This is a genomic window from Comamonas piscis (assembly GCF_014109725.1).
Lineage (GTDB): Bacteria > Pseudomonadota > Gammaproteobacteria > Burkholderiales > Burkholderiaceae_C > Comamonas > Comamonas piscis.
The window spans coordinates 2003949-2028516 of sequence record NZ_CP058554.1; the positions used below are offsets into that span (position 1 = coordinate 2003949).

Annotated in this window: 22 protein-coding genes; 7 read left to right on the plus strand and 15 right to left on the minus strand. The window is 64.6% G+C overall.

Annotated features, from left to right (window positions below):
* Window positions 1-33: 33 nt before the first annotated feature.
* Window positions 34-1248: a sugar transporter gene (locus tag HS961_RS08905; RefSeq protein WP_182327356.1), complete on the plus strand. Its 1215-nt coding sequence runs from the start codon at window positions 34-36 to the stop codon at window positions 1246-1248.
* Between the two features lie 55 nt (window positions 1249-1303).
* Here the strand turns inward: HS961_RS08905 and HS961_RS08910 are convergent, their stop codons facing one another.
* The 5 genes from HS961_RS08910 to HS961_RS08930 all read right to left on the minus strand — a co-directional run bounded on the left by HS961_RS08910 (window position 1304) and on the right by HS961_RS08930 (window position 7256).
* Window positions 1304-2713 carry a PepSY-associated TM helix domain-containing protein gene (locus HS961_RS08910; RefSeq protein ID WP_182327357.1) on the minus strand — a complete coding sequence of 470 codons (1410 nt, stop codon included), beginning with the start codon at window positions 2711-2713 and terminating at the stop codon, window positions 1304-1306.
* Between the two features lie 12 nt (window positions 2714-2725).
* Window positions 2726-4291: a phosphonate ABC transporter, permease protein PhnE gene (phnE, locus tag HS961_RS08915; protein ID WP_182328187.1), complete on the minus strand. Its 1566-nt coding sequence runs from the start codon at window positions 4289-4291 to the stop codon at window positions 2726-2728.
* Window positions 4291-5139 (minus strand): phosphonate ABC transporter ATP-binding protein, encoded by an 849-nt coding sequence (locus HS961_RS08920; protein WP_182327358.1) that lies wholly within the window; start codon window positions 5137-5139, stop codon window positions 4291-4293. Before HS961_RS08920 ends, phnE begins: the two co-directional genes overlap by 1 nt.
* A gap of 95 nt (window positions 5140-5234) precedes the next feature.
* A complete protein-coding gene (locus HS961_RS08925; protein ID WP_182327359.1) occupies window positions 5235-6119 on the minus strand; it encodes a putative selenate ABC transporter substrate-binding protein in 885 nt (294 codons plus the stop codon).
* Between the two features lie 234 nt (window positions 6120-6353).
* Window positions 6354-7256 (minus strand): LysR family transcriptional regulator, encoded by a 903-nt coding sequence (locus HS961_RS08930; protein WP_182327360.1) that lies wholly within the window; start codon window positions 7254-7256, stop codon window positions 6354-6356.
* A gap of 131 nt (window positions 7257-7387) precedes the next feature.
* Here HS961_RS08930 and HS961_RS08935 point away from each other — a divergent pair, with 131 nt between their 5' ends.
* Window positions 7388-8047, plus strand: a complete 660-nt coding sequence (locus HS961_RS08935) for an NAD(P)-dependent oxidoreductase (RefSeq protein ID WP_182327361.1) — start codon at window positions 7388-7390, stop codon at window positions 8045-8047.
* A gap of 15 nt (window positions 8048-8062) precedes the next feature.
* Here HS961_RS08935 and HS961_RS08940 read toward each other — a convergent pair whose 3' ends face one another.
* The 3 genes from HS961_RS08940 to HS961_RS08950 all read right to left on the minus strand — a co-directional run bounded on the left by HS961_RS08940 (window position 8063) and on the right by HS961_RS08950 (window position 11032).
* A complete protein-coding gene (locus tag HS961_RS08940) occupies window positions 8063-8860 on the minus strand; it encodes an alpha/beta fold hydrolase (protein WP_182327362.1) in 798 nt (265 codons plus the stop codon).
* Between the two features lie 50 nt (window positions 8861-8910).
* On the minus strand, window positions 8911-10446 hold the full coding sequence (locus tag HS961_RS08945; protein WP_182327363.1) for a glycosyltransferase family 39 protein: 1536 nt from the start codon (window positions 10444-10446) through the stop codon (window positions 8911-8913).
* A 100-nt stretch (window positions 10447-10546) separates the two neighbouring features.
* A complete protein-coding gene (locus HS961_RS08950; RefSeq protein WP_182328188.1) occupies window positions 10547-11032 on the minus strand; it encodes a nucleoside deaminase in 486 nt (161 codons plus the stop codon).
* 131 nt (window positions 11033-11163) lie between these two features.
* On the opposite strand from HS961_RS08950, the gene HS961_RS08955 reads away from it, so the two are divergent.
* Entirely contained in the window at window positions 11164-11901 is a 738-nt protein-coding gene (locus HS961_RS08955) for a methylated-DNA--[protein]-cysteine S-methyltransferase (RefSeq protein ID WP_182327364.1), read from the plus strand.
* Between the two features lie 67 nt (window positions 11902-11968).
* On the opposite strand, the gene HS961_RS08960 is transcribed toward HS961_RS08955, so the two are convergent.
* Together HS961_RS08960 and HS961_RS08965 are read right to left on the minus strand one after the other, a co-directional pair.
* Complete coding sequence (locus tag HS961_RS08960) at window positions 11969-13207, minus strand: CaiB/BaiF CoA transferase family protein (protein WP_182327365.1); 1239 nt, start codon at window positions 13205-13207, stop codon at window positions 11969-11971.
* Window positions 13208-13441: 234 nt separating this feature from the next.
* A complete protein-coding gene (locus HS961_RS08965) occupies window positions 13442-14632 on the minus strand; it encodes an acyl-CoA dehydrogenase (protein WP_182327366.1) in 1191 nt (396 codons plus the stop codon).
* 216 nt (window positions 14633-14848) lie between these two features.
* On the opposite strand from HS961_RS08965, the gene HS961_RS08970 reads away from it, so the two are divergent.
* The 3 genes from HS961_RS08970 (at window position 14849) to rimO (ending at window position 18114) form a co-directional block, all read left to right on the plus strand.
* Window positions 14849-15799 carry a LysR substrate-binding domain-containing protein gene (locus tag HS961_RS08970; protein WP_182327367.1) on the plus strand — a complete coding sequence of 317 codons (951 nt, stop codon included), beginning with the start codon at window positions 14849-14851 and terminating at the stop codon, window positions 15797-15799.
* Window positions 15800-15908: 109 nt separating this feature from the next.
* Window positions 15909-16466: a polyhydroxyalkanoate synthesis repressor PhaR gene (gene phaR / locus HS961_RS08975; protein ID WP_182327368.1), complete on the plus strand. Its 558-nt coding sequence runs from the start codon at window positions 15909-15911 to the stop codon at window positions 16464-16466.
* 235 nt (window positions 16467-16701) lie between these two features.
* Window positions 16702-18114, plus strand: coding sequence for a 30S ribosomal protein S12 methylthiotransferase RimO (gene rimO / locus HS961_RS08980; protein WP_182327369.1), 1413 nt, complete (start codon window positions 16702-16704; stop codon window positions 18112-18114).
* Window positions 18115-18198: 84 nt separating this feature from the next.
* Here the strand turns inward: rimO and HS961_RS08985 are convergent, their stop codons facing one another.
* The 5 genes from HS961_RS08985 to earP all read right to left on the minus strand — a co-directional run bounded on the left by HS961_RS08985 (window position 18199) and on the right by earP (window position 23249).
* On the minus strand, window positions 18199-19011 hold the full coding sequence (locus HS961_RS08985) for a PPK2 family polyphosphate kinase (RefSeq protein ID WP_182327370.1): 813 nt from the start codon (window positions 19009-19011) through the stop codon (window positions 18199-18201).
* Window positions 19012-19125: 114 nt separating this feature from the next.
* Window positions 19126-20532: an MATE family efflux transporter gene (locus HS961_RS08990; RefSeq protein ID WP_182327371.1), complete on the minus strand. Its 1407-nt coding sequence runs from the start codon at window positions 20530-20532 to the stop codon at window positions 19126-19128.
* A 46-nt stretch (window positions 20533-20578) separates the two neighbouring features.
* A complete protein-coding gene (locus HS961_RS08995; RefSeq protein ID WP_182327372.1) occupies window positions 20579-21220 on the minus strand; it encodes a DUF2239 family protein in 642 nt (213 codons plus the stop codon).
* A 204-nt stretch (window positions 21221-21424) separates the two neighbouring features.
* Entirely contained in the window at window positions 21425-21979 is a 555-nt protein-coding gene (efp, locus tag HS961_RS09000; protein WP_182327373.1) for an elongation factor P, read from the minus strand.
* Window positions 21980-22145: 166 nt separating this feature from the next.
* Window positions 22146-23249 carry an elongation factor P maturation arginine rhamnosyltransferase EarP gene (earP, locus tag HS961_RS09005; protein WP_182327374.1) on the minus strand — a complete coding sequence of 368 codons (1104 nt, stop codon included), beginning with the start codon at window positions 23247-23249 and terminating at the stop codon, window positions 22146-22148.
* Window positions 23250-23342: 93 nt separating this feature from the next.
* On the opposite strand from earP, the gene HS961_RS09010 reads away from it, so the two are divergent.
* Complete coding sequence (locus HS961_RS09010; RefSeq protein WP_238347845.1) at window positions 23343-24557, plus strand: CaiB/BaiF CoA transferase family protein; 1215 nt, start codon at window positions 23343-23345, stop codon at window positions 24555-24557.
* The last annotated feature ends 11 nt before the right edge of the window (window positions 24558-24568 follow it).

Sequence of the window (24568 nt, forward strand, 5' to 3'; positions counted from 1 at the left end):
TCTCCGCTTTGGAGCAGCGGCTTTTTTATTGCAATGACCGACTCTGCACCTTTAACCCGCCGCCAGGCCTGGCTCGGCGTCATCGCCCTGGCCATGGGCGCCTTTGTTTTCAATACGACTGAGTTCGTGCCGGTGGGCCTGCTCAGCGACATCGGTGGCAGCTTTGGCATGACCACCGAGCAGGTCGGTCTGATGCTGACCATCTATGCCTGGATCGTGGCGCTGACCTCGCTGCCCTGCATGCTGATGACCAAGAACGTTGAGCGCCGCAAGCTGCTGATGGGGGTGTTCGCGTTGTTCATCCTGAGCCATGGCTTGTCGGCCGTGGCCTGGAACTACCCCACCTTGCTGATCAGCCGCATGGGCATTGCGCTGGCGCATGCGGTGTTCTGGTCGATCACCGCATCCTTGGCGGTGCGCATTGCGCCGCAAGACAAGCGCACGCAGGCGCTGGGCCTGCTGGCCACCGGCACCACCTTGGCGATGGTGCTGGGCGTGCCTCTGGGCCGTATGGTGGGCGAGGCACTGGGCTGGCGCACCACCTTTGGCATCATCGGTGTGGTGGCCTTGGGCGTGATGCTGGTGCTGTGGCGCCTGCTGCCTTTGTTGCCCAGCGAGAATGCCGGCTCGTTGAGCAGCATTCCGATGCTGTTCAAGCGCCCGGCACTGTCTGCTACTTATGCCTTGCTGATCCTGATGGTGACCGCGCAGTTCACCGTCTACAGCTATATCGAGCCATTGATCCAGCGTGAGGCCGGGCTGAACAACCAGGTCACCACCTGGGTGCTGCTGCTCTACGGCGGCATGGGCATTGTGGGCAGCATTCTTTTCAGCAGCTATGGCATGCGCTGGCCGCGCGGCTTTTTGCTGAGCGCCATGGCGGTGCTGACGGCCTGCCTGTGGCTGCTGCTGCCCAGCACGCGCTGGCCGCCTGCACTGTACCTCGTCTGTGCCGTGTGGGGCGTGGTCATGCTCTGCATGGTCCTGCCGCTGCAAGCCAAGGTGCTGCGCCTGGCATCGGATGCCACCGATGTGGGTATGTCGCTGTTCTCGGGTATCTTCAATATCGGCATTGGCGCCGGCGCCTTGCTGGGCAGCCAGATTGGCATGCATGCCGGTCTGCAGTACCTCGGCCCGGTCGGAGGAAGCATTGCGCTGGTGGGGGTGCTGTGGTGCGCCTACGCCGGTTGGCAATGGCGCAGCAGCTTTGCGCCCGCGGGGGTGGAAGCGCGGATTGTGCCGCACTGATCTGCACGCTTGATCCATCTGCCCGGCACCGCCTCTGTGCCGGGCATTTTTTTGCCTACCGTTGCGCGGGTTGGGGCGATGGGCGCAGGTAGATCCAGGCATCCAGCGCCAGCAGCGCCAACAGGCTGCAGCCCAGTACCGGCAGCAGCCAACCCAAGGCGGCGGCTGCCAGCAACAAGGCCAGCGCCGCGGCGCGTGGCAGCTGGCGCCATTGGTGGATCAAGGTCAGCTGGCGATGCAGCCACTCACGGCGGCGGCCCGAGCGCTTGCGCCATTGCAGCCAGCCGGTGACCGCCATCGCCACAATGCCCGCGCCCAGCAGCACCAGCACCACCTGGTTCAGAACGCCCCAGCTGCCCATGTGCAAATCAATGCCCCAGCGCGTCAGCTTGGAGGCCAATGGGTAGTCGCTGAAGCGGTTGTGGTGCAGCACCTGGCCGTTGGCCAGGTCAATGGCCAGCGCATCCACTTCGGTGGGCCAGGAGCGGTTGATTTCGGTCACCGTCCAGGCCTTGCCCGCGGCAGCGGGTGGCCGGATCTCCAGCTTGCTGGATGCCAGGCCATGCTGGCGGGCGAGTGCCAGGGCGGTGTCAAAGTCTTGCGGCATGGGGGCCATACCCGCCATATTTGCCATACCGGGCATGGCCATGGGTGTGGCCTGGTGCTCTGCATGGTCCGCATGCGGATCGGCTGGGTGGTGGTGGGTGTGTGCGCCAGCGTTGTTCACGCTCAAGTCGGTATTCAACCTTGGCGTTTGCCAGCCCATGTGCTGCAGCGCCTGGCCAAAATGGCGACCGGCCCAGCGCGACCAGGTCAGGCCCGTGCCGGATAGAAACAGCAGACCGACCAGCAGCCACAGGCCCAGCCCATGGTGCCAACGGCGCAGCGGCGGTAGCGTGGCCTTGTTGCCACCAGCGCGCTGCGGGCGTGACAACCACCACAGGGCCACACCGCCCAAGCCCGCCACCCACAGCCAGGATGCAGCCAGCTCGCTGTAGGTACGGCCCCAGTCGCCCATCAGCAATTGGCGGTGCAGCAGATCGAGCTGTTTGCGCAGCGGCAGCACGCCGCTGGTGCCATAGACCGTCAGGTCGCCCTGCAGCGCCAAGCTGCTGGGGTTCACAAAGAGGCTGCGGTACTCGGAAGGGCCCAGCGCCGTATCGGCCACCATCACGCGGGTGGTGCTGCGTGTATCGGGGGCCGGGCGCACGGCGACCACGACTGCCGGAGTCGGCAAGGACTGCAAGGCTACTTGTACCTGGGCCGACAACGGCTGGGCCTGGGTGCCCGGCGCTGAATCGGCCTGCAGTGCGCTGCGGTAGAGCTGGCTTTCCAGCTGCGGCGTCAGCGCATACAGCAGGCCGGTGGCGGCTGCCACTACGATGAAGGGCGCGACCAGCAGGCCGATGTAGAGATGCAGCCTGCGGATCAGCAGCTGCCAGGTGGTGCGAGAAGAGGGAGACATCAAGGATCGTGGTTATCGCATCGCGCGGCGCAGCGCGGCACTGCTCCAGTCCACCGCCATGCTCAGCAGCAGCATGGCGATGATGACCGTGCTGGCCTGCGCATAGTGGAACAGGGAGAGCTCGAAATACAGCAGCTGGCCCAGGCCGCCAGCGCCGACAAAGCCGAGGATGGCCGCCATGCGGATGTTCATCTCCCAGCGGTACAAGGTGTAGGCCAGCAACTGCGGCGCGGCCGCTGGCAGGGTGCCGTAGCAAAAGGCCAGCAGGCGGCTGCTGCCGGCTAGGCGCAGCGCCCGGGCAGGGGCGGCAGGCGCGTTTTGCAAGGCCTCGGCATAGAGCCGGCCCAGCACCCCTGCGGTGTGCAAGCCCAATGCCAGCGCCCCTGCAAACGGCCCCAGGCCCACGGCCAGCACGGTGATCGTCGCCCAGACCAGCTCGGGCACCGAGCGCAGCAGGTTGAGCAGCGCGTTCCAAGGCGTGCGCCAGCGCGGCAAGGCCAGCAGCAGTCCGCCAGCCGCCGCCAACAAGGTGCCGATGATGGAGATAGCCAAGGTCTCCCACACGCCCTGGGCCACCTTGCGTAGCCAGGCGGCGCTCAGATCGGGTGAGAAAAAGCCGGCCACAAAGCTGCCCATGGATTGCAGCGCATCGCGGCTGAACAAAGCGGACCAGTCGATACCGAGCAAGCCGAAGCTGGCCCAGAGGCCGATGCCGCCCAGCACCAGCAAGGCCGCGCTGCGCCAGCCAAAGGGCAGCGCACGGGCTGCTGGCGGTGTATCCAGCGCGCGGCGCAGCCACCAGGACAGCAGATCGGCCAGCGCCACCAGCAGCATAAAGGCCAGCAAGATGCTGGCAACTTCGCCGCCGTTGAGCATCTTCATGGCCTGGTCCATCAGCTGGCCCAGGCCACCGGCGCCGACAAAGCCCATCACCACCGAGGCGCGGATCGCGCATTCCCAGCGGTAGACGCTGTACGAGGTGAGCTCGCGCGCCGCCTGCGGCAAGCTGCCGTAGAGCAAGGCCTGCAAACGGCCTGCACCGCTGGCGCGCAAGGCGCGGGCAGGGGCCGGGTCGGTGGATTCCAGAATCTCGGCATAGACCTTCGCCAGCATGCCGCCATAGGTGAGGCCAAGCGCCAGCACGCCCGCGGCGGGGCCCAGGCCAAACACCCGCACAAACACCAGCGCCCAGACCAGCTCGGGCACGCCGCGCAAGATGGTCAATACGGCCCGGGTTATGGGGTTGAGGCTGACTTTCTCTCTCGCAGCGCCGCTGGCCAGGTAGGACAGCGGCAGCGCCAGCAGCAGCGCCAGCGCCATGCCGGCGGTGGCAATGGCCAGGGTCTCCAGGCTGGCCTGGCCCAGGTAGGCCAGAAACTCCTGGCTGCTCTCGGGCGGCAGAAACTGGGCCAGAAAGCCACCGACCACTTTGAGGTTGTTGCTGTCAAAAAACGGCGCCAGCGAGAAGCCCGAGGTCTGCAGCATCGGCCATAGCACGACCAACGCCAGCAGCAGCGCGATGAGCCGGCCACGGGCAGCCGGGTCGCGGCGCTCTGTGCCTACCGGGGTGGCGGGCATCAGCGGCATGTGATCACTTCGGCCGAGGCGCCGGCTGCCACCTCTGGCGCAGCGCTGGCCATGCTGCCCAAGGTCGGCAGTGCGGCCGCGCTGCCATCGGCATGGGCGTACAAGGCCTGCAGCTGCGCCTGGCTCACTTGCGCGGCAGGCAGGTCAAAGGCTATCCGGCCATCGCGGATGCCGACAATGCGCGCAAAGCAGCTCAGGGCCAGGTCCACCGCATGCAGGCTGGCCACCAAGGTGGCCTGGCGCGCGGCGGCCTCTTGCACCAGCAACTGCACGGTGGCCAGCGACAGCGCAGGGTCCAGCGCGGAGACCGGCTCATCGGCCAGAATCAGCCGGGCCTGCTGGTACAGCACCCGGGCAATGCCCACGCGCTGCAGCTGGCCGCCAGAGAGCTGGTCGCAGCGCGCAAAGAGCTTGTCCTCCAGCTGCACGCGGGCCAGCGCCTCGCGGGCGCCGGCAATGTCTTGCGGGTAGGCCAGGGATGCCAGTGCCTTCCACAGCGGCCACTGACCCAGGCGGCCCGCCAGCACGGCGGTGACCACCCGCTGGCGCAGCGCAATCGGCGCGCTTTGGTGTACGGTGCCGATGCGGCTGCGCAGCGCTTTGAGCTGGCGCGCGGAGGGAGTGGCGGGCGCCGTTGGCAGGGCCTGGCCCAGCACCTGCATGCGGCCCTTGCTGGGCAGATGGGCCGTGCCGATCACCGTCAGCAGCGAGGTCTTGCCGCCGCCCGAGGGGCCTATCAGCGCAATGCTATCGCCCTGCGCGGCAGACAGCCGAATGCCCGACAGCGCGACAAAACCATTGGCGTGGGTGAGTCCCACATCGTCAAGCACAAAGCTCATGGATCCAACCGTAGAAAACAGGACAAGCATGGCGCTGGCCGGCCCACGGCGAACGGCGCGTTGCGCCATCAGCCGGGCCAGTGTCAGGCGGCCACTTACTTGAGCAGACCGGCGGACTTGGCAGCCGCCTCGGTGCCCGCGTAGTTCTCAGGCTTGGTGGGGATGAACTTGGAGGCGCGCTGCAAATCCATCAGCGCCTTGTGCTCCGGGTTGGCCGGGTCCAGTGCCAGGAAGGCATCGGTCAGCTTCTTGATGATGGCCGGGTCCAGGTCGCCGCGCACCGTCCAGTTGTAGTCAAAGTAGGTGGGGGTGGTGGCAAACACGCGCACCTTGCTGGGGTCCACCTTCTTGGTTTCGACCAGCTTGTCCCATACCGACGTATTGAGCACGCCGGCCTCGGCCTTGCCAGCGGCCACAAAGGCGACCGTGGCATCATGCGCGCCCGAGTAGGCGACGGTCTTGAAATCCTTCTCAGGGTTCAGACCGTCTTGCAGCAGAAAGTAGCGCGGCATCAGACTGCCCGAGGTGGACGAGGGCGCACCAAACGCAAAGGTCTTGCCCTTCAGGTCCGCCAGGGTCTGGATGCTGGGGTCGGCCGTGATGAACTTGCTGGTGAACACCGCATCCTCGGCGCGCTGCACGATCGGGATGGCCGTGCCATTGGTGCGGATCTTTGCCTGCACATAGGTAAAGCCGCCCAGCCAGGCCAGGTCCAGCTTCTTGGTGGCCAGGGATTCCACCACCGCCGCATAGTCGGTCACGGGCGTGAACACCTCCTTCATGCCCGTTGCCTGCGACAGGTACTCGCCCAGCGGCTTGAACTTGCGCTGCAGCTCCGTCGGTGCCTCGTCGGGGATAGCCGATACACGCAGCACCGCAGGGGTGTCGGCGTGGGCGCTGAAGCTTGTCAGGCTGGAGAGGGTCAACGCGGCCAGCGAAAGGCCGCGCAGCGCCGAGCGGCGAGCGGTAGAGTGGGTCATAGAGCTTCCGTTCGTTAATCCACCGCCGTCCGGATAACACGGCGGTTTAGTAGGCTGCGCGAGTTGCGCGCAGCGATAAGGACCAAGGCAGTACACCGACCACCAAGGGAGGATTCTTGCTTATTTGACAAAACCACCGCTGCCCCTCACGTTCTTTTGGCACAACAGAGGGGTGTGAGTGCCCCCTCATCTGGCCCACGATGGCCTGCAACTGGTCCTTGGCGCGGTCGGTGATTAGCCCAGCGCCAGCGGCGCAAAGTGGGCCTGCAGCGCCGCCAGCGCCAGCCGCACCCGCGCCGGCAGCGCCTGGCGCCCAGGGGTGAGGGCGGAGATGCTGAGGCTGCCGCAGTCCCAGTCAGGCAGCAGGCGCAGCAGCTGGCCGCTGCGCACCTGGTCGGCCACTTCGAGCGAGAACAGCCGCGCAACGCCCAGCCCCTCGGTACACAGCTGCTGCAGCGCATATTGCTGGTTGCTGATGATGCGCGGCGTGGTGTGCAGCACCACTAGCTCGCCACTGTGGCGGTGCTGCAGCTCCATGCGGGCGCTGGTGGATTTACCGATATTGCGTGCCATCCAGGGCCAGCTCTGCAGGGCCTGCGGGTTTTGCGGCGCCGGTCTGCCTTGTGCCAGCGCGGGGGCGGCGCATATCCACCACGGCAAGGTGCCCAGCGGGCGGGCCACCCAGCTGGAATCGGGCAACCCACCCAGGCGAATGGCGATATCCACCCGCTCTGCCACCAGATCCTGGTGGGAATCATCGAGCAGCAACTGCAGGCGCAGCTGCGGATGGGCATGCAGCAAGGGCGCCAGCGCCCGGCCCAGCGGCGCGGCCAGGCCCAGCACTGCGGCGATGCGCAACTCACCCACCGGCTCGTCGCGCTCGGCATCCAGCTCGGCGCGTGCCTGGCGCGCGGCCTGTAGCATCACCGCGCATTGCCCATAAAAGCGCTGCCCCGCTTCAGACAGGCTGAGCCTGCGCGTGGTGCGGTGCATCAGCGGCAGCCCCGCCTGGGCCTCCAAGTGGCGGATCTGCTGGCTGACGGCCGAGGCGCTCAGGCCCAGCAGGCGCGCGGCGGCGCTCATCGAGCCTTGCTCCACCACGGTGGCAAAAATGGCCATGCGCTTGAGGTCTTCCATGCGGCGATTATGAAGCTCAGCTTCAAAGAGTTGCTTCTAATTGGTGGATTATCAATTCTCCTCTTCGGGAATACGATGCAGTCATGGTGTGGCAGAGGTCTGCCCGCCTTTGTCCATGCGAAGGAAATACGATGAAAGTCACCCTTATTGGCGCTACCGGTTTTGTCGGCGCGGCCTTGCTTGATGAACTGCTGCAACGCGGCCATGACGTCGTCGCCGTGGTACGCGACCCCGCCAAGCTGGCGCCCCGCGCCCATCTGCAAGTGCTGCAAGGCGATGTGATGGATGCGGCCGTGGTGGAGAAGGCCGCAGCAGGTAGCGATGCGGTGCTGTCGGCCTACAACGCGGGCTGGACCAACCCCCACATTTACGAGGATTTCCTCAAGGGCTCGCGCGCCATCGTGGCCGGCACCCGCGCAGCCGGTGTGCCGCGTTACCTGGTAGTCGGCGGCGCGGGCAGTCTGTTTGTGAATGGCCAGCAGCTGGTGGATTCGCCGGACTTCCCCGCTGCCATCAAGCCCGGTGCCAGTGCGGCCCGCGATATGTTCACGGAGCTGCAAAAGGAGGCCGTGCTGGACTGGAGCTTGCTGAGCCCGCCCGTAGGCTTCCATGGCGGATCGGCCGCGCAAAGCCAAGGCCGCACTGGCAACTACCGTACCGGCAAGGACGAGCCGCTGTGGCAGGCCGATGGCAGCGCTGGCGATATCTCGGCGGCTGATCTGGCAGTGGCGCTGGTCGATGCGCTGGAGCAGCATCTGCACAGCAAGGCCCGTTTCACCGTGGCCTACTAAAGACAGGTTGCAGGTCTAGTCGGCCTGCGCCAAAAACGCCTGCACAAGGCCGAGCACCTGCTCGGCCATTTCGCGGTGCGGCATATGGTGGGCGCCGGCTATTATCTCGGCCTGGCCGCCGGCACCCGCCTGGCGGGCGATGCGCTCAGGGTGCGCGGTGCTGCCGTATTCATCCAGCTCGCCATGGATGGCGAGCAGGGGGCATTGCAAGCGGGGCAGCCAGGCATCCACCGTCCAGTCGGCAAACGCGGGGCTGAGCCAGGTCTCCGTCCAAGCATCTACCACCCAACGCGCTTTGCTGCCGTGGTACTTGGCCAGGCGCTCCAGCTGCGCAGCGTCCTGGAACAGGGCCCGGGCCTCGACAATGCCCGCCCATGTGCGGTCTTCGACAAAGGCCTGGGCGGCGATGGTCACCAGCGCCGTACAGTCCTGGCCCGCACCGGCCGCAATAGCAATACCCATGCCGCCACCCACGCTGTGGCCAAGCAATGCAAAGCGCTCCAGGCCCAGATGTTCGCGTACGACCGGAAAATAGATCTCCGCCTCTTCGCCGACAAACTGCGGCGACAGAGAATCTGTACGCGCATCCGATTGGCCAAAGCCCAGCCGGTCATAGGCAACCACCTGCCGGCCTGTGGCCTGGGCCAGTTGAGCCGGAAAATCGCGCCACAGCGCGACGGAACCCAAGGAGTCATGCATAAGCACCAGGGGCGCTTTTTGCGGTGCAGCGGGGGTCCAGGTTTTGGCATACAGCCGGCCCTGTTGGGGCAGGCTGATCCAGTGTTCTTGGGCGATGGGCGGGGTGTCGGTCATGGTCTCGGCGGCGAGGGAAATGACCGCATCTTAGAGGCGCCCGGCGATGTTTAGCTGCCCGCCGGAGACACCACAAAGTTCATCCGCATCTGCGCATGCGCCGGGTCGGTCCAGCGGTAGGGCAGCTCGGCCTGTTGCACCTGCAGCATCGCATCGACCGGCCAGGCGGCCCACCACCAGGCATCGGGGGCCGGATCTTCGGTGGAGATTTGCAGCCAAGGCAGGTGCTGCTTGCGCGCACTTTCTGCGGCCTGCCAAGCACAATCCATGTGGAAGCCCGGCTCATCCGCATCGCAGACCACGATCTGCGCCTGCGGAAACAAAATGCGCATGACGCCGCCGGTGGTGTGGTGCTCGGCCAGCACCATGCCCTGGCCTTGGTAGCCGGCCTGGCGCAAGGTGTTGGCAATCAGGTCCAGCTGCCAGTTGAGGCGGTCACCCTTGCCCCGCTTGGCATCGCGCAGCGGCGCCAGCAAGGCCAGAGACCACACCAGTACCAGCATGCCCAGGCAGGCCAGCAGATAGCGTTTTCGGCTTTTGGCGGACTGCGCAATCGCCGGCCAGCGGGCCAGCATGTAGAGCGGAAAAACCAGCAGCAGCGGCTGGATCCAGCGGCCATCGAACTTGGCGGCGCCCGCGAAGGCCATCAGCGCGAGCGAGCCCGCTACTAGTGCCATATAGCGTCCCAGTAGCGGCACCAGCCAGTCGGGTGTGGTGTTGCGATTCGGGGCGATGTCGGTTTCAGTGGTGACTTGCTGCCAAAAACGCCCGCTGGACAAGCGGGCCATCAGCAGCCAGGGCAGCACGGCCAGCAGCAGGAAAGCGAGCAGATCGCGCAGGCCCATCAGCAAGCCGCTGAGGTAGGAGCTGGTCTCTGCCGGGTGCAGTTTGTCCAAGGTGGCACCGCTGGCCGCCTGCCAGTGGTCCAGCACCCACCAGGCATGCGGGGCCACGAGCGCGATGCTGATCAACGGGGTCAGCCACCAGCCGCGCGATAGCAGGGACCGGCGGGTGTTGGCGATGCTCAGGCAGGCCAGCAGCAGGGTGACCGCCACCAGCAAATAGCTGTACTTGGACAGCATGCCCCATGCCACGGCCAAGCCCAGGTAGACAAAGCCCAGCGGGCGGGGCTGGCGCAGCTGACGCAGCAGCAACCACCAGGTGGCGCAGATCGCGCAGGTCAGCATCACCGTATGGGTTTGGTCGCGCAGCAGTTGCCAGGCCATGCCTGGCAACCAGGCCATACCGGCAGCGGCCAGCCAGGCTTGGCGAGCCGGCAGCACTTGGTGCGCGGCCAGCAGCATAAACACAAAGCTCAGCGCAACCAGGCTGTTTTTAAGCAGCACCACCGCGAAGGTGCTGGGCCCCAGCACCAGGCCCAGTGCCCACTGCAGCCAGGTATAGAGCGGCGGCTGCGGGCCGTAACCCAGCGCCAGTTGCTGCGACCAGACCAGCTGCTCGTTTTGGTCCCAGGACACCCCGTGCGAAGCCAGCAGGCGGCTGGCCATGACCAGTACAAACAATGCGGCAATCCAGCGCAGTGCTTGGCGGTCAAGGGCAGGGGGCGAGGGTGAAGGCGGGGTCATGCAGAGGAAGAGAAGGACGGCGTGGCCGCCAAAAAAACTGCCCGATCATAAGGGGCAGACGTAAAGCCGATGCAAATGGGCGCGAGATGTGAGACGCGTTTTAGCCCGCGCTGGGCCAGGGCGCATCGCCATAAAGCTGCGCTGCGCTGATGCCCAAGTCCAGCCGCTGGATGGGCAGCGGCGGCGGTTGCAGCTGCAAACCCAGGCGCTGGTAGACGCCTTCGCTCGACAGCCCATAGGGCGCTGCATCGGCATTGTCAAACGCAAAAAACACCTGCTTGGCCTGGCCCGCCACAATCGCCGCCAGGCACATGGGGCAGGGGTGGCCGGAGGCATAGACCGTCAGCCCCTGCAGATGCGGCAGCTGGCGCTGGTGGCAGCAGTCGCGGATGGCCTCCATCTCGGCATGGCCCGTCATATCCTGCGTCTGGCTGATGGTGTTGACGCCCCGGCCCAGGATGCGGCCCGCATCATCGGCAATCGCTGCGGCAAAGGGACGGCCTTGCTGCTGATGGCGGTTGCGGTGGGCGTTGTTGAGCACCTCAAGCAGGATGGCGGTGTGCTGGGCTTGCAGGGTGTCGGTCATCGATAGCTTCTTATGGGTGAACACGGGGTCGATTGTCCGGTCAGCCCGGTTGCCACTGCGAGGTTGGCGCCAAAGGCTGACAGTGGCACTGCGGCTTGCGGGGTCTGCATCGCGGGGGCAAGATGCGGGGCATGAACACCGAGCCGCTTTCTCCTCGCTCCCCGCCCAGCGATGCCTGGGATGCTGCGCAAACGGGCCATGCCTTGTTCCGCACCCGCCTGGGTGTTTGCGGCATTGCTTGGGGTGCGCATGCGGTTGTCGCGCTGCGGCTGCCCGAGCCCAGCCTGGAGGCTACACAGATGCGTGTGTTGGAGCATGCCCGCCAGCGCCGCGAAGGGCTGTGGCGACAGGCCCAGGCACCCGGTGATCTGAGTGACCAGGCATTGCAGGCAGTGGCCGGCGTGCAGTGGCTGCTGGCCGGGCGCCAGGAGACTAGTGAACCAGAAGGCAGCGCGCGCTGGCCGGATGCACCTGCCCCCGTGCTGGGCGACCTGCGCAGCCTGCTGACCTTGAACCGCTGGTCTGCACACAGCGGTTTGCCACTGCTCGATGATGTTGTGCTGGACTGGCATGGCGTGCCGGATTTTTCGCGTGCGGTGTACCAGCTGGCGCTGGCCATTGAGCCGGGGCAGACGCGCAGCTATGGTGAGCTGGCCGACGATTTGGGTGGTAAGGGAATGGCCCGTGCGGTAGGCCAGGCGCTGGGCGCCAACCCCTTTGCCCCCGTGGTGCCCTGCCACCGCATCTTGGCGGCGCATGGCGCGCGCGGCGGCTTCTCGGCCAATGGTGGCACGCGCACCAAATTGCAAATGCTGGAGTGGGAGGGCGCAGCGCTGGGCGATGGCATCAGCCTGGGTCTGTTTGACTGAGTCTCTCAAGGGATGAAAAAAGGGCCGCGTCATGGCCCTTGGTGCATCAAGGCAATAGCGCCGACCCTTAGACCACGCCTTCGCTGTGCAGCTGCGCAATCTGCGCGGGCGAGCGGCCCAGCTCGGCCAGGATCTCGTCGGTGTGCTGGCCCATCGCGGGCGGTGGACGGCGCACCACCGGCGGCGTAGCGGTCAGCCGCATGGGGCTGGCGACGGTGCTGATGGTACCGATCTGGTCGCCGGCATCACGGGGAATCTGCACATGCAGGCCGCGCGCAATCACCTGCTCATCGTCAAAGGCCTGGGCGATATTGTTGATGGGGCCGCAGGGGACGGCCTTGTCTTCCAGCAGCGCAATCCACTCGGCGGTGGTGCGGGTCTTCATCAGCGGGTACATCAGTTCCTGCAAATCCTTGCGGTGGATGATGCGGCCCGAGTTGCGGGTAAAGCGGGCATCCTGGGCCCAGGCCTCGTTGCCGGTGGCGGCGCAAAAGCGGGCGAACTGGCCGTCGTTGCCAATGGCCAGCAGCACATTGCCGTCCTTGCTGGGGAAGTCCTGATACGGGCCCACGCTCGGGTGGATATTGCCGGCGCGCTGCGGAATCTCATCGGCATTCAGGTAGCCCACGGCCTGGTTGGCCAGCACGGCCATGCCCACGTCCAGCAGGGCCATGTCGATGTGCTGACCTTCGCCGGTCCGGTGGCGGGCCTGCAGTGCGGCCAGGATGGAGCAGCAGGAGTAGATGCCGGTGAACACATCAGTCACCGCAACCCCCACCTTGAGCGGGCCGCCACCGGGCTCGCCATCGGGGTGGCCGGTGATGCTCATCATGCCGCTCATCGCCTGCACCATCAGATCGTAGCCAGCGCGCGGAGCGTAGGGGCCGGTCTGGCCAAAGCCGGTGACCGAACAGTAGATCAGGCGTGGGTTGATTTTGCGCAGGCTTTCATAGTCCAGGCCATAGCCTTTAAGGCCGCCCACCTTGAAGTTCTCGACCAAGATGTCGGCCTCTTTGGCTAGCTCAATGATCAGCGCCTGGCCCTGGGGCGAGGCCATGTCGATGGTGATGCTGCGCTTGTTGCGGTTGCAGCAGGTGTAGTAGCTCGCCTGCTCGGTCTTGGCGCCGTCATCGGTGTGCAGGTAGGGAGGGCCCCAGTGGCGCGTGTCGTCGCCGGCTTCGGGGCGCTCGACCTTGATCACTTCTGCGCCCAGGTCACCCAGCATCTGCGCACACCAGGGGCCAGCGAGCACCCGCGACAGATCCAGTACTTTGATGCCGTCCAGCGGCGCGATGGGTGCGGTCATGGTGTCTCCAAATTTGATAGCTGCCCATGCATGTGCAACAGGCGCTGCAGCAAGAAATTTCTGCAAAACTCGCCGATGGTACGTGCGGCCTCAGGGCGGCGCCATTCGCATCCGGCAAGGGGGTGGTTAAGCGATCACAAAACACCACAACCCACCCACGCAGCGCCTGCGGTGAAGTGGGTTGTGGGCGGGCATGCAGCAGCGGGCGCTGTATGCCATAGAGCGGTTTGCCTCTTAGTTGGCGAACGCGGCGATGCCGGTCTGGGCGCGACCCAGGATCAGCGCGTGCACATCGTGCGTGCCTTCATAGGTGTTCACCACTTCCAGGTTCACCAGGTGGCGGGCCACACCGAACTCGTCGCTGATGCCGTTGCCGCCCATCATGTCGCGGGCCAGGCGGGCAATGTCCAGCGACTTGCCGCAGTTGTTGCGCTTGATCAGCGAGGTGATCTCGATCACGTTCTGGTGCTCGTCCTTCATGCGGCCCACGCGCAGTGCGGCTTGCAGGCCCAGGGTGATTTCGGTCTGCATGTCGGCCAGTTTTTTCTGGATCAGCTGGTTGGCGGCCAAGGGGCGGCCAAACTGCTTGCGGTCCATCGTGTACTGGCGGGCGGTGTGCCAGCAGAACTCGGCCGCACCCATCGCACCCCAGGCAATGCCAAAGCGGGCGCTGTTCAGGCAGGTGAAGGGGCCCTTCAAGCCACGCACTTCGGGGAAGGCGTTTTCTTCGGGCACGAACACATCGTCCATGACGATTTCGCCGGTGATCGATGCGCGCAGGCCTACCTTGCCGTGGATCGCAGGAGCCGACAGGCCCTTCATGCCCTTTTCCAGCACAAAACCACGGATCTGGCCGACGGCGCCGCCTTCGGAGACTTCCTTGGCCCAGACCACAAACACATCGGCGATGGGGCTGTTGGTGATCCACATCTTGCTGCCCTTGAGCTTGTAGCCGCCATCCACCTTGTAGGCGCGGGTGGCCATGCTGCCAGGGTCAGAGCCGTGGTCAGGCTCGGTCAGGCCAAAGCAGCCGATGAACTCGCCCGATGCCAGCTTGGGCAGGTACTTTTGCTTTTGCGCTTCGGTGCCGAATTCGTTGATCGGCACCATCACCAAGGAGGACTGCACCGAGGCCATCGAGCGGTAGCCCGAGTCGATGTACTCGATCTCGCGTGCCACCAGGCCGTAGCTCACATAGTTGAGGCCAGCGCCGCCGTATTCGGTCGGGATGGTCGGGCCCAGCAGGCCCAGCTCGCCCATCTCACGGAAGATGCTGGTATCCACCGATTCCTTGCGGAACATCTCTTGCACGCGCGGTGCCAGCTTGTCGCGGCAGTAGGCGCGCGAGGCGTCGCGGATCATGCGCTCGTCTTCGCTCAGTTGTTCGTCGAGGTGGAAGGGGTCTTCCCAGGTGAATTGGGCCATGTCTGCTCCTTGGATCTGTGTTCGCTTGTCGGAAGGCGTGGCCGGGCGCAGAAGCGCGGGCCTGCCAAAACAGCCGCCATGGTAGGCCCGCCATCGCAGGGCGGCAAACGATTGTTTATCATCCAGATATGCGAAATTCGCATTTATAGAGACGTTTGTCCTGTGCATCCCTAGAGAATAGCTAGGCGATTGGATGCGTCACATCGGAGACAAGATATGCGCCGAATGATTCCGTCCACCCAGGCCCTGGCCTGTTTTGAGGCTGCCGCCCGCCATGAGAGCTATACCCGCGCCGCCCAGGAGCTGGCGCTGACGCAGAGCGCCGTCTCGCGCCAGATCATTGCGCTGGAAGAGCAGCTGGGCGTGCAGCTGTTCAAGCGCTCGCGCCATGGCATGGTGCTGACGGTGGCAGGCCACCAGTACAGCCAGCAAGTGGCGCAGTGGCTGCAGGGCATCGAGCGCGGCACCCTGGACATCATGGCCCACCAGGGCGCGGGCGGTGCTATCAGCATTGCGGCGGTGCCCACCTTTGCCACCCGCTGGCTGCTGCCGCGCCTGCCGCAGTTCTTGCAACAGCACCCGGGCGTGGTGGTGCATATCGATGTGCAGACGCGGCCCTTTGCCTTTGCCGAGCGCCTGGTCGATGCGGCCATCTATGCCGGCACGGCAGAGCAGGCGCGCCAGTGGCCGGGCACCCAGGCCACCTGGTTGATGGACGAGCTGATCGTGCCGGTTTGCAGCCCGCGCCTGCTGGAGGGCGCCACCCAGCGCGGGCGTGGCCGGGCTTATCTGACGGTATCGCCTCCGGTGCTGGCCCAGCTGCCGCTGCTGCAGCAAAGCACCCGGCCGGATGGCTGGCGCAAATGGTTTGATGCCGCTGGCGTGCCAGCGCCCCATGCGCTCGATGGCCCGCGCTATGAGTTGTTCTCGATGCTGGCGGTGGCCGCTGCCGCCGGCATGGGCGTGGCGCTGATCCCGCCGATGCTGATTGAGGATGAGCTGGCCCGGGGCGAGCTGGTGGTTGCCTGCGACCAGCCTTTGAAAGGGAGCCGCGCCTATTATTGGATGACCCCGCTGGCGACGGAGCCCATGCCCGCCCAGCCGGCATTGCAGGCCTTTGGCAACTGGCTCAAAGGGAGGGCGGCGGGCTCAGCGATCAACACATAAGGGTAAGTGCTGCACTGCAACAGGCCTTGGGCATCACTACAATCTAAAAATTACCCTTGCGGTAAAAACCCATAACGCCAGCCCTTGGCGAGAGACACAGGAGATCCGCGTGCCGGAAAACACCCCAGGAACAGCCACCGCTTCCGAGCGCGTCGTCAAGAAGTACCCCAACCGCCGTCTGTACGACACCCAGACCTCTGCCTATATCACCTTGGCCGAGGTCAAGGCCTTGGTCATGCAAAACGAGCCCATCGTCGTCAAGGACGCCAAGACGGGCGAGGACCTGACGCGCAGCATCCTGCTGCAGATCATTCTGGACGAGGAAGCCGGCGGCGCGCCGATGTTCACCGAAGCCATGCTGGTCAATATCATCCGCTTCTATGGCCATGCGATGCAGGGCTTTATGGGCTCTTATCTGGAGCGCAATGTGCAGATGTTCACGGAGATGCAGGGCCGTTTTTCCGAACAGATGAAGGGTGCATCGCCCGACATGTGGCGTAACTTCCTGGGCATGCAAATGCCCGCCATGCCCCCTGTACCCGGCATGCCCGATATGGCCGGCGGCAACTACCAGGCCCAGTCGCAGCAGTTCTTCCAGCAAATGCAGGAGCAGATGCAGAAGCAGACCGAGCAGATGTTGACGGCTTTTGGGATCAAGCGGCCTTGAGCAGCGCAATAGCAACGCCATCGCCGCTTGCTACGATTAACGGCATGCAGAGGGACGCGGGTTCAATTCCCGCCGACTAGTCTGTCAAAACCGCCAGCCACTGAGCGTCTCAGTTGCTGGCGGTTTTGGTTTGTGCGGGCCTCGCCTGCGGGTCTATATCCCAGGGGCAGAGCCTTGTCGGGGCGCCTGCTTTAAAATACCGCCCAGATTAGTTGCCAGGCTCTCCTGCAAAAAAATGAATACCGATACCCACGCCGCCATTGCCACGCCCCCAGCCAATAAAGTCCCCAAGGTGGGCTTTGTCAGTTTGGGCTGTCCAAAGGCTTTGACCGATAGCGAGCTGATCCTGACGCAATTGAGCGCCGAGGGCTACCAGACCTCCAAGACCTTTGAAGGCGCGGATCTGGTGATCGTCAACACCTGCGGCTTTATTGACGATGCGGTGCGCGAAAGCCTGGACACGATTGGCGAGGCGCTGGCTGAAAACGGCAAGGTGATCGTGACCGGTTGCCTGGGCGCCAAGACGGGCACCGATGGCGGCAATATGGTCAAGCAGATGCACCCCAGCGTGCTGGCAGTGACGGGCCCGCATGCCACGCAAGAGGTGATGGATGCGGTGCATACCAACCTGCCCAAGCCGCATGACCCGTTTATTGACCTGGTTCCTGGCAGCTTTGGCGAAGCGGGTATCAAGCTCACGCCCAAGCACTATGCCTATTTGAAGATTTCTGAAGGCTGCAACCACCGCTGCACCTTCTGCATCATCCCGTCGATGCGCGGTGACCTGGTCAGCCGCCCGATTGGTGATGTGCTGAAAGAGGCCAAGGCGCTGTTTGCTGGCGGCGTCAAGGAATTGCTGGTCATCAGCCAAGACACTTCTGCCTATGGCGTGGATGTGAAATACCGCACCGGTTTTTGGGACGGCAAGCCGGTGAAGACCCGCATGCTGGAGCTGGTGGAAGCGCTGGGCGATTTGGCCAAGCCTTATGGCGCCTGGGTGCGCCTGCACTATGTCTACCCCTACCCATCGGTCGATGCGATTTTGCCGCTGATGGCCCAAGGCCTGGTGCTGCCTTACCTGGATGTACCTCTGCAGCACAGCCACCCTGATGTGCTCAAGCGCATGAAGCGCCCCGCCAGCGGTGAGCGCAACCTGGAGCGCATCCGCGAATGGCGTGCGATCTGCCCGGAGCTGGTGATCCGATCGACCTTTATCGCTGGCTTCCCCGGTGAGACCGAGGAAGAGTTTGCGCACCTGCTGGACTTTATCCGCGAGGCCGAGATTGACCGCGCCGGCTGCTTTGCCTACAGCCCCGTGGAAGGCGCTACCGCCAACGAGCTGCCCGGCATGCTGCCCGCCGAAGTGCGCGAGGCGCGCCGTGCCCGCTTTATGGAAGTGGCCGAAGAGGTGTCTGCCAAGCGCCTGGAGCGCCGTGTGGGCCAGACCATGCAGGTGCTGGTGGACAAGGCCATTGGCCTGGGCAAGAAGGGCGGCATTGCCCGTACCTATGCCGATGCGCCCGAGATCGATGGCGTTGTGCACCTGCTGCCGCCCGAAAAGCTGAGCAAGACCTACAAGGTCGGCGAGCTGATCAAGGTGCGCATTGTGCGCAGCCAGGGCCATGACCTGGTGGGCGTGCCGGTTTAAACACTGGATCAAACACAAAGCGAAGGGGCCTTGCTGGTGCAGCAGGCCCCTTTTGTTTGGTTGTTGCGCTTTGGGTGCTGGCGTTTATTCCACCTGCAGGCCGACCAGCTCTGGATAGTCCACCGGGTACTGCGGCTGCATATCGAGCAGGCAGTGGTTGAGCAAGGTGTTGACCATCAGGTTGCGGTGCAGCTTGTTGTCCGACGGCACGACATACCAGGGCGCGTGCTCGGTGGAGGTGGCTTCGAGCAGGTCTTCATAGGCCTGCTGGTAGGCATCCCACTGCTTGCGCGCGCTGAGGTCATCCATGCTGAATTTCCAGCGTTTCTCCGGCACATCAATGCGTTCTTGCAGGCGGCGGCGCTGCTCGTCCTTGCTGATGTGCAGCATGCATTTGAGGACGGTGGTTCCGTTCTCGGCCAGCAGTCGCTCAAAGTCGTTGATCTGTGCATAGCGCTGTTTGGCGACCTGGCGTGTGATCCAGCCGTTGACCAGGGGCACCAGCACGTCTTCGTAATGGCTGCGGTTCCAGATGCCGACCTCGCCTTTGGCGGGTACCACGGCGTGGCAGCGCCAGAGGTAGTCGTGTGACAGCTCTTCCTTGCTGGGGCTTTTGAAGGTGGCCATGCGCAGGCCCTGAGGGCTCGTTCCTTTGAAGACCCCGCGCACAGTGCCATCCTTGCCGCTGGTGTCGGTGCCTTGCAGCACCAGCAGCACCGAGCGCTTGTTCTCGCCCTGCAGCGGGCGTAGCAGCTGGGACAGCTGCTTGTTCAGCATCTTCAGGTCTTTTTCCTGGGCCTTGACGGTGCCGTGCGCAAACGGGGTGGCGGCTGGATCGTAATCGCTCAGGTGGACTGCGCCTTTGACGGGCACGCGGTGGTTCTGGGGGTTGGGCATACGCAAGGGCAAAGGGCTAGGGCAGGCTGATGGGTACAGCCGGCCATCATTTCAGTTTTTGCGGGGCTTGTCACCCTGCTAGGGTGCAAGCTAGGGTTTTCATGGCGGGCGGTTTCACACCATCTTGCGGATGGGGCGCTTTTTCCAGATCGCCTGGTAGTACCAGGTTTGCAGCGCCAAGGTGAGGCCGTAGGAGACGGGGAAGGCCATCCAGATGCCGACCAGGCCAAAGTGGCGGCTGAACATCCAGGCCAGCGGCAGCTCCAAGGTGGCAATCACGCCAATGGTGATCAAGGTGGGTACCAGCACATCGCCGCTGGCCCGCATCAGCGCGGCCAGCGAGGCAAAGGCGCCAAACAGCAGGCCGCTCCACAGCACAATGCGCAGCAGCTCCACGGCCACATGTAGCACGTCGGGATCGGTGATAAAGATGGACAGAAGCGGCCGGGCAAAAATGCTGCCCAGCACGGCAGTGGCGCCGCCAATGGCCATATTGATCTGCAAGGCTGTGCGGGCGATGGCGGGCAGGCGGTCGCTGCGGCCGGCGCCAATCGATTGGGCGGCCAGGATGGAGGCGGTAATCGCCACCGAGATCAGCGGGAACTGCGCAAAGGCATTGATCTGGTTGACGGCACCGTAGGCAGCGGTGGCGTTGGAGCCAAAACCGTTGATCAGTGACAGCACCACCAGGCCGGCCAGCGAGGTGGCGATCATCAGCACCCCGGTGGGAATGCCCACCCGCAGCACCGCGCGCAGCAGGCCCCAATCGGGCCGCATGGCGCGCAGCAAGGCGCGGTTGGGGGCCAGCACGCTGCGCTTGCGGCGCAGCTGTATCGCCAGCCAGCTGAGGGCGATGCTGAACCCCAGGATCATCGACACCCCCGCGCTGGCCACGCCCAGGCGCGGCAGGCCCCCCCAGCCGGCAATCAGCGCCGGGGTGCTGACCAGGCCGATGCCGGTGGACACAATCAGCGACCACATGGGCGTGAGCGTGTCGCCCACACCGCGCAGCAGCGAGGTGGCAAGTAGAAAGATAAACAGCCCCGGCATGCCCAGCAGCACAATCCGCGAGTAGACCGTGGCCTGCTCCAAAATATCAGCCGGCGTGCCCAGCATGCGCATGATGGGCTGGGTAAACAGCCCGCCAAACAAGGCCACGCATGTGCCCATGACCAAGCCTGCGAGCAAGGTGGTGCCGGCAATAGCGCGCACCTTGTCGGGCTGGCCGGCACCCCATGCCTGGCCAATCAGCACCGAGGCGCCGGCCCCCAGGCCAATGACAAAGGCGATAAAGACAAACATCACAGGAAAGAATGCCGCTACGGCGGCCAGCGCCTTCACGCCCATCATCTGGCCCAGAAACATGCTGTTGAGCGTGCCCGAGAGCGACTGCAGAATATTGGACAGCAGCATGGGGCCCAGAAACACCATAAAGACCTGCCACAGGGGGCGAGCTGCGTTGGCGGTGCCAGACGACGAGGCCGCGTCTGCGGCCTGGGGTGAGGGAAGGGGCGAGGTCATGGAGGAGGGGAGGTGTGGGTGCGGTGGGCCAAGCCCTGGCGGGCATTTAAACCGGCCAGATGGGGCGGCTGAGCTGGTGCAGATAGGCCTGCACATCATCAGGCCAAGCCTGGGTTTGCAGCAAGAACGCTGGCTGCTTGTGCGCAAACAATGCGCGGCAGGCCTCGTCAAAGCCGGGCAGGTCACCGGCCATCGCCTGCATGAACTGGTAGGTAGCTTCGGTGGCGGCGCGCTGCGAATCCTGCTGGGCATGGGCGTTGCGGGCGTCTTCAATCAACCGGCGCAATGCAGCCGATGCGCCGCCTGGCTGGCGATTGAGCCACTCCCAGTGGCGCGGCAGCAAGGTCACTTCGCGCGAGACCACGCCGAGCTTGGGGCGGCCCACGGTGCGGGTGCTTCGGCTGTGGGCTGCAGTATCTGCGGGTACCGGTTGGCTGTTGGCTGTTGGCAAGCTGGCATCTGCGTTGTCGGCGCTAGCCTCTGCTGGCGGGGCCAGCTCTGCGCGCCAGTTCAAGTCCAGGCGCAGACCCGAGAGATCGTCAAACACCCACAAGGGGTTGGCACTTCCGCCGGGGTGCAGCTCATCGTGGTTTTGCAAGTAGCGCAGCACCGTCAAGCGGTCGGCCTGCAGCAGGCGCTGCGGACCCTGGAAAATGGTCAGGCGGCTGGTTATTGTCTCGGTGCTCATGGTCACGCATTTGTCGTTATGGTCGATCGCGCTATTTTACCGGGGCAGAAATAAAAGGCTATTTTAAATGGGTAAAAATATGTTTCTGCATTTTGTTGCAGCTTATCGGCGATGTCAGGTACTGCTGCATGGCTTTATCGGGCACAAAAAAACCTCCAGCGCGGGGCATGGAGGTTTGCTTGCGTTGGGCGGCTAGCCCAGGCATTACACGCGCTTGCGGTATTCAGCAGTGCGGGTGTCGATTTCGATCTTGTCTTCCTGGCTCACGAACAGTGGCACGGAGATTTCAAAACCGGTAGCGATCTTGGCAGGCTTGAGCACCTTGCCGGAGGTGTCGCCCTTGACAGCTGGCTCGGTCCAGGTGATTTCGCGCACGATGGTAGTGGGCAGTTCGACCGAGATGGCCTTGCCGTCATAGAACACCACTTCAGCGGTCATGCCGTCTTCGAGGTAGTTCAGTGCGTCAGCCATGTTTTCGGCTTCCACTTCGTACTGGTTGAACTCAGGGTCCATCCAGACATACATGGGGTCAGCGAAGTAGGAGTACGTGCAATCCTTCTTTTCCAGGATCACGTTGTCGATCTTGTCGTCGGCCTTGAACACGTTTTCGGTGCCGAAGTTGCCGATCAGGCTCTTGAGCTTCATGCGCACGGTGGCAGCACCACGGCCGCCGCGAGCGTATTCGGTCTTCAGAACGATCATCGGATCTTTGCCGAACATGATCACGTTGCCAGCGCGGATTTCTTGAGCGATTTTCATAGCAGTAAGTGCCTGTGTTGGGCCGCTCAAACTACTACGGGCGGCGCGCAAGTGTCGTTGGTTGACTGGCTGTGCTGCGCCGTAGCATGTTCCGCGGCGTTGTGCGCATCCGTCAAACCAGCGGCCAGGGCCATCTAGGCGGCGGATAAACGCAAAGACTGCAATTCTAACCTTTTTCGTCTGCGAACGCCATCAACTGCTCGGCAAGGCTGGGCTGGGCCCACAGACTGTTGCGCGCTACCTGCACACACTGGGCCCATTGCTGCAGCTCGGTCGCTGTGACTGCGGGCCAGGCCACCGCCCCGCCATCGGGCCCGGGAATGCCGTTCCAGGCTGCATGGGCCTGGCGCAGGCTGGCGGGGGCCTGCAGCCAGTCCAGAAAGGCGTCCAGCTTGGCATGGTGGGCGTTATCATCCTGCGGGTAGATATGCCAGACAAAGGGCTGGCCGGCCCAGAGGGCGCGCACCAGCGAATCCTCGCCCCGTACAAAATTAAGGTCACTGGCCCAGAGCATCTCGTCAAATGCGGGCTGGCTGCAAGGAGCCAGCAGATGCACATGGGCGGCTAGGGGCTGCGGCAGCAGTTGCTGTACCAAGGCGGTGGCCCGGCCGGGGGTGACCAGCCATTGCGTACCGGGGCCGGCGCTGGCAAAGGCTTGCAAGAATGCCGGTGGCTCGTAGCAGAACAGCGAGAAAACCTGGTCGCTGTCTTGCAGGCCATGCTGCGCGCGCCAGGCACTGCGGCTAAAACCGGCCTGGCGCTGGGGCAGGTCCGCCTCGCGCAGCAGGCCGCCGGTGCCGCTGCTGAAACCGGGGTAGAAAAACCAGCGCGTGAGGCCAGCAGCGGGGCCGCTCATCAGCCGCGAAGGCAGGCGGTGGCAGCGTTCGACATAGTCTTCGGCAGAGAGGTATTCCAGATTGATCCAGACGCTCGGGCGCTGCTGTTGCGCGCGCTCGGCCAATGCATGCTGGAAAGCGGCCGGTATTTCGCAGCCAAAGGCTTCGATCACCACATCGCCCGCGCCGCCGGAAGGGGCTTGGCTGGGCCAGGCGTGGACCGTTACGCCGGGTGCCCCTTGGGGCGCCATCCACGCCAGCGCTTGGCCGTCATCCACCCACAAGCGCACCTGGCGGCCGCGCTGGGCCAGGTCGGCAGCCAGGCGCCAGCACACGCCGATATCGCCAAAGTTGTCGATCACCTGGCAAAAGATATCCCAGACCTGCGGGGGTGGGATGGGCGTGGCGGAGGGCAGGGTGGGAGCTTGGGGCATGACCGGGCGATGATAGTGCAGTCCCGGGCGTCACTGCGCGGGCCGCACAGCTGCGCCACAATAGCCTTCAGTCGATCAATGATGGAGACAGACATGCACCCCAACAATGCAACCCCCGGGCCCATGGCGCTGCAAGGCGTCAAGGTGGTCGAGATGGGTCAGCTGATTGCCGGGCCCTTTTGCGGCAAGACCTTGGGCGAATTTGGGGCCGAGGTGGTCAAGATCGAGGCCACGGGCGCAGGTGACCCGCTGCGCAACTGGCGCCTGCTGCAAGATGGCACATCGGTGTGGTGGCAGGTGCAGTCGCGCAACAAGCAATCGGTGGCACTGGATTTGCGCCAGAAAGAGGCGCAGGACCTTGCCCGCCAGCTGATTGCCGAGGCCGATGTGCTGGTGGAGAACTTTCGCCCCGGCACCCTGGAGGGCTGGGGCATGTCACCCGAGGAGCTGCATGCGATCAACCCGGGGTTGGTGATGCTGCGTATCTCCGGCTACGGGCAAACCGGGCCGTACCGCGATCTGCCCGGCTTTGGCGTGATTGGCGAGGCCATGGGCGGCCTGCGCCATTTGACGGCCGAGCCCGGGCGGGTGCCGGTGCGTGTGGGGGTCTCGATAGGCGACACCTTGGCGGCGCTGCATGGCGTGATCGGCGTGATGATGGCGCTCTACCACCGCAAGGTGAATGGCGGCGCAGGTCAGGTGATTGATGTGGCCTTGCATGAGGCGGTTTTCAATGTCATGGAAAGCCTGATCCCCGAGTACAGCGCCTTTGGCGCAGTGCGCGAGGCGGCGGGCAGCGCCTTGCCGGGCATTGCGCCGTCGAATGCCTACGCCTGCCAGGATGGCTGGGTGCTGGTGGCCGGCAATGGCGACAGCATCTTCAAGCGCTTGATGGACACCATTGGCCGGCCCGACCTGGGCCAGGCACCGGACCTGGCGGGCAATGCCGGCCGGGTGGCCCGCATTGAAGAGATCGATGCCGCCATCAGCGCCTGGACCCAGCCGCGCGCCATTGCGCAGGTGATGGATGCGCTGGCCGCAGCGCGCGTGCCGGCCGGCAAGGTCTACACCGCCAAGGATATCAGCGAAGACCCGCACTACCGTGCGCGCCAGATGATCCTGCCCCAAACCACGCGTGACGGCCACACGGTTGAGGTGCCGGGTATTGTGCCCAAGCTGTCGGCCACGCCGGGCACGATCCGCAGCAGCGCGCCGCATCTGGGCGATGACACCGATGTGGTGCTGCAAGGCCTGGGGCTGAGCGCCGCGCAGATTGCGGCGTTGCGTGAACGCGGCATTGTGCAGTGATGGTGCGTGGC

Coding starts and splice junctions, on each gene's coding strand:
- HS961_RS08905 (WP_182327356.1), top strand. CDS start 34: ATGACCGACTCTGCACCTTTAACCCGCCGCCAGGCCTGGCTCGGCGTC.
- HS961_RS08910 (WP_182327357.1), bottom strand. CDS start 2,713: ATGTCTCCCTCTTCTCGCACCACCTGGCAGCTGCTGATCCGCAGGCTG.
- phnE (WP_182328187.1), bottom strand. CDS start 4,291: ATGCCCGCCACCCCGGTAGGCACAGAGCGCCGCGACCCGGCTGCCCGT.
- HS961_RS08920 (WP_182327358.1), bottom strand. CDS start 5,139: ATGAGCTTTGTGCTTGACGATGTGGGACTCACCCACGCCAATGGTTTT.
- HS961_RS08925 (WP_182327359.1), bottom strand. CDS start 6,119: ATGACCCACTCTACCGCTCGCCGCTCGGCGCTGCGCGGCCTTTCGCTG.
- HS961_RS08930 (WP_182327360.1), bottom strand. CDS start 7,256: ATGGAAGACCTCAAGCGCATGGCCATTTTTGCCACCGTGGTGGAGCAA.
- HS961_RS08935 (WP_182327361.1), top strand. CDS start 7,388: ATGAAAGTCACCCTTATTGGCGCTACCGGTTTTGTCGGCGCGGCCTTG.
- HS961_RS08940 (WP_182327362.1), bottom strand. CDS start 8,860: ATGACCGACACCCCGCCCATCGCCCAAGAACACTGGATCAGCCTGCCC.
- HS961_RS08945 (WP_182327363.1), bottom strand. CDS start 10,446: ATGACCCCGCCTTCACCCTCGCCCCCTGCCCTTGACCGCCAAGCACTG.
- HS961_RS08950 (WP_182328188.1), bottom strand. CDS start 11,032: ATGACCGACACCCTGCAAGCCCAGCACACCGCCATCCTGCTTGAGGTG.
- HS961_RS08955 (WP_182327364.1), top strand. CDS start 11,164: ATGAACACCGAGCCGCTTTCTCCTCGCTCCCCGCCCAGCGATGCCTGG.
- HS961_RS08960 (WP_182327365.1), bottom strand. CDS start 13,207: ATGACCGCACCCATCGCGCCGCTGGACGGCATCAAAGTACTGGATCTG.
- HS961_RS08965 (WP_182327366.1), bottom strand. CDS start 14,632: ATGGCCCAATTCACCTGGGAAGACCCCTTCCACCTCGACGAACAACTG.
- HS961_RS08970 (WP_182327367.1), top strand. CDS start 14,849: ATGCGCCGAATGATTCCGTCCACCCAGGCCCTGGCCTGTTTTGAGGCT.
- rimO (WP_182327369.1), top strand. CDS start 16,702: ATGAATACCGATACCCACGCCGCCATTGCCACGCCCCCAGCCAATAAA.
- HS961_RS08985 (WP_182327370.1), bottom strand. CDS start 19,011: ATGCCCAACCCCCAGAACCACCGCGTGCCCGTCAAAGGCGCAGTCCAC.
- HS961_RS08990 (WP_182327371.1), bottom strand. CDS start 20,532: ATGACCTCGCCCCTTCCCTCACCCCAGGCCGCAGACGCGGCCTCGTCG.
- HS961_RS08995 (WP_182327372.1), bottom strand. CDS start 21,220: ATGAGCACCGAGACAATAACCAGCCGCCTGACCATTTTCCAGGGTCCG.
- efp (WP_182327373.1), bottom strand. CDS start 21,979: ATGAAAATCGCTCAAGAAATCCGCGCTGGCAACGTGATCATGTTCGGC.
- earP (WP_182327374.1), bottom strand. CDS start 23,249: ATGCCCCAAGCTCCCACCCTGCCCTCCGCCACGCCCATCCCACCCCCG.
- HS961_RS09010 (WP_238347845.1), top strand. CDS start 23,343: ATGCACCCCAACAATGCAACCCCCGGGCCCATGGCGCTGCAAGGCGTC.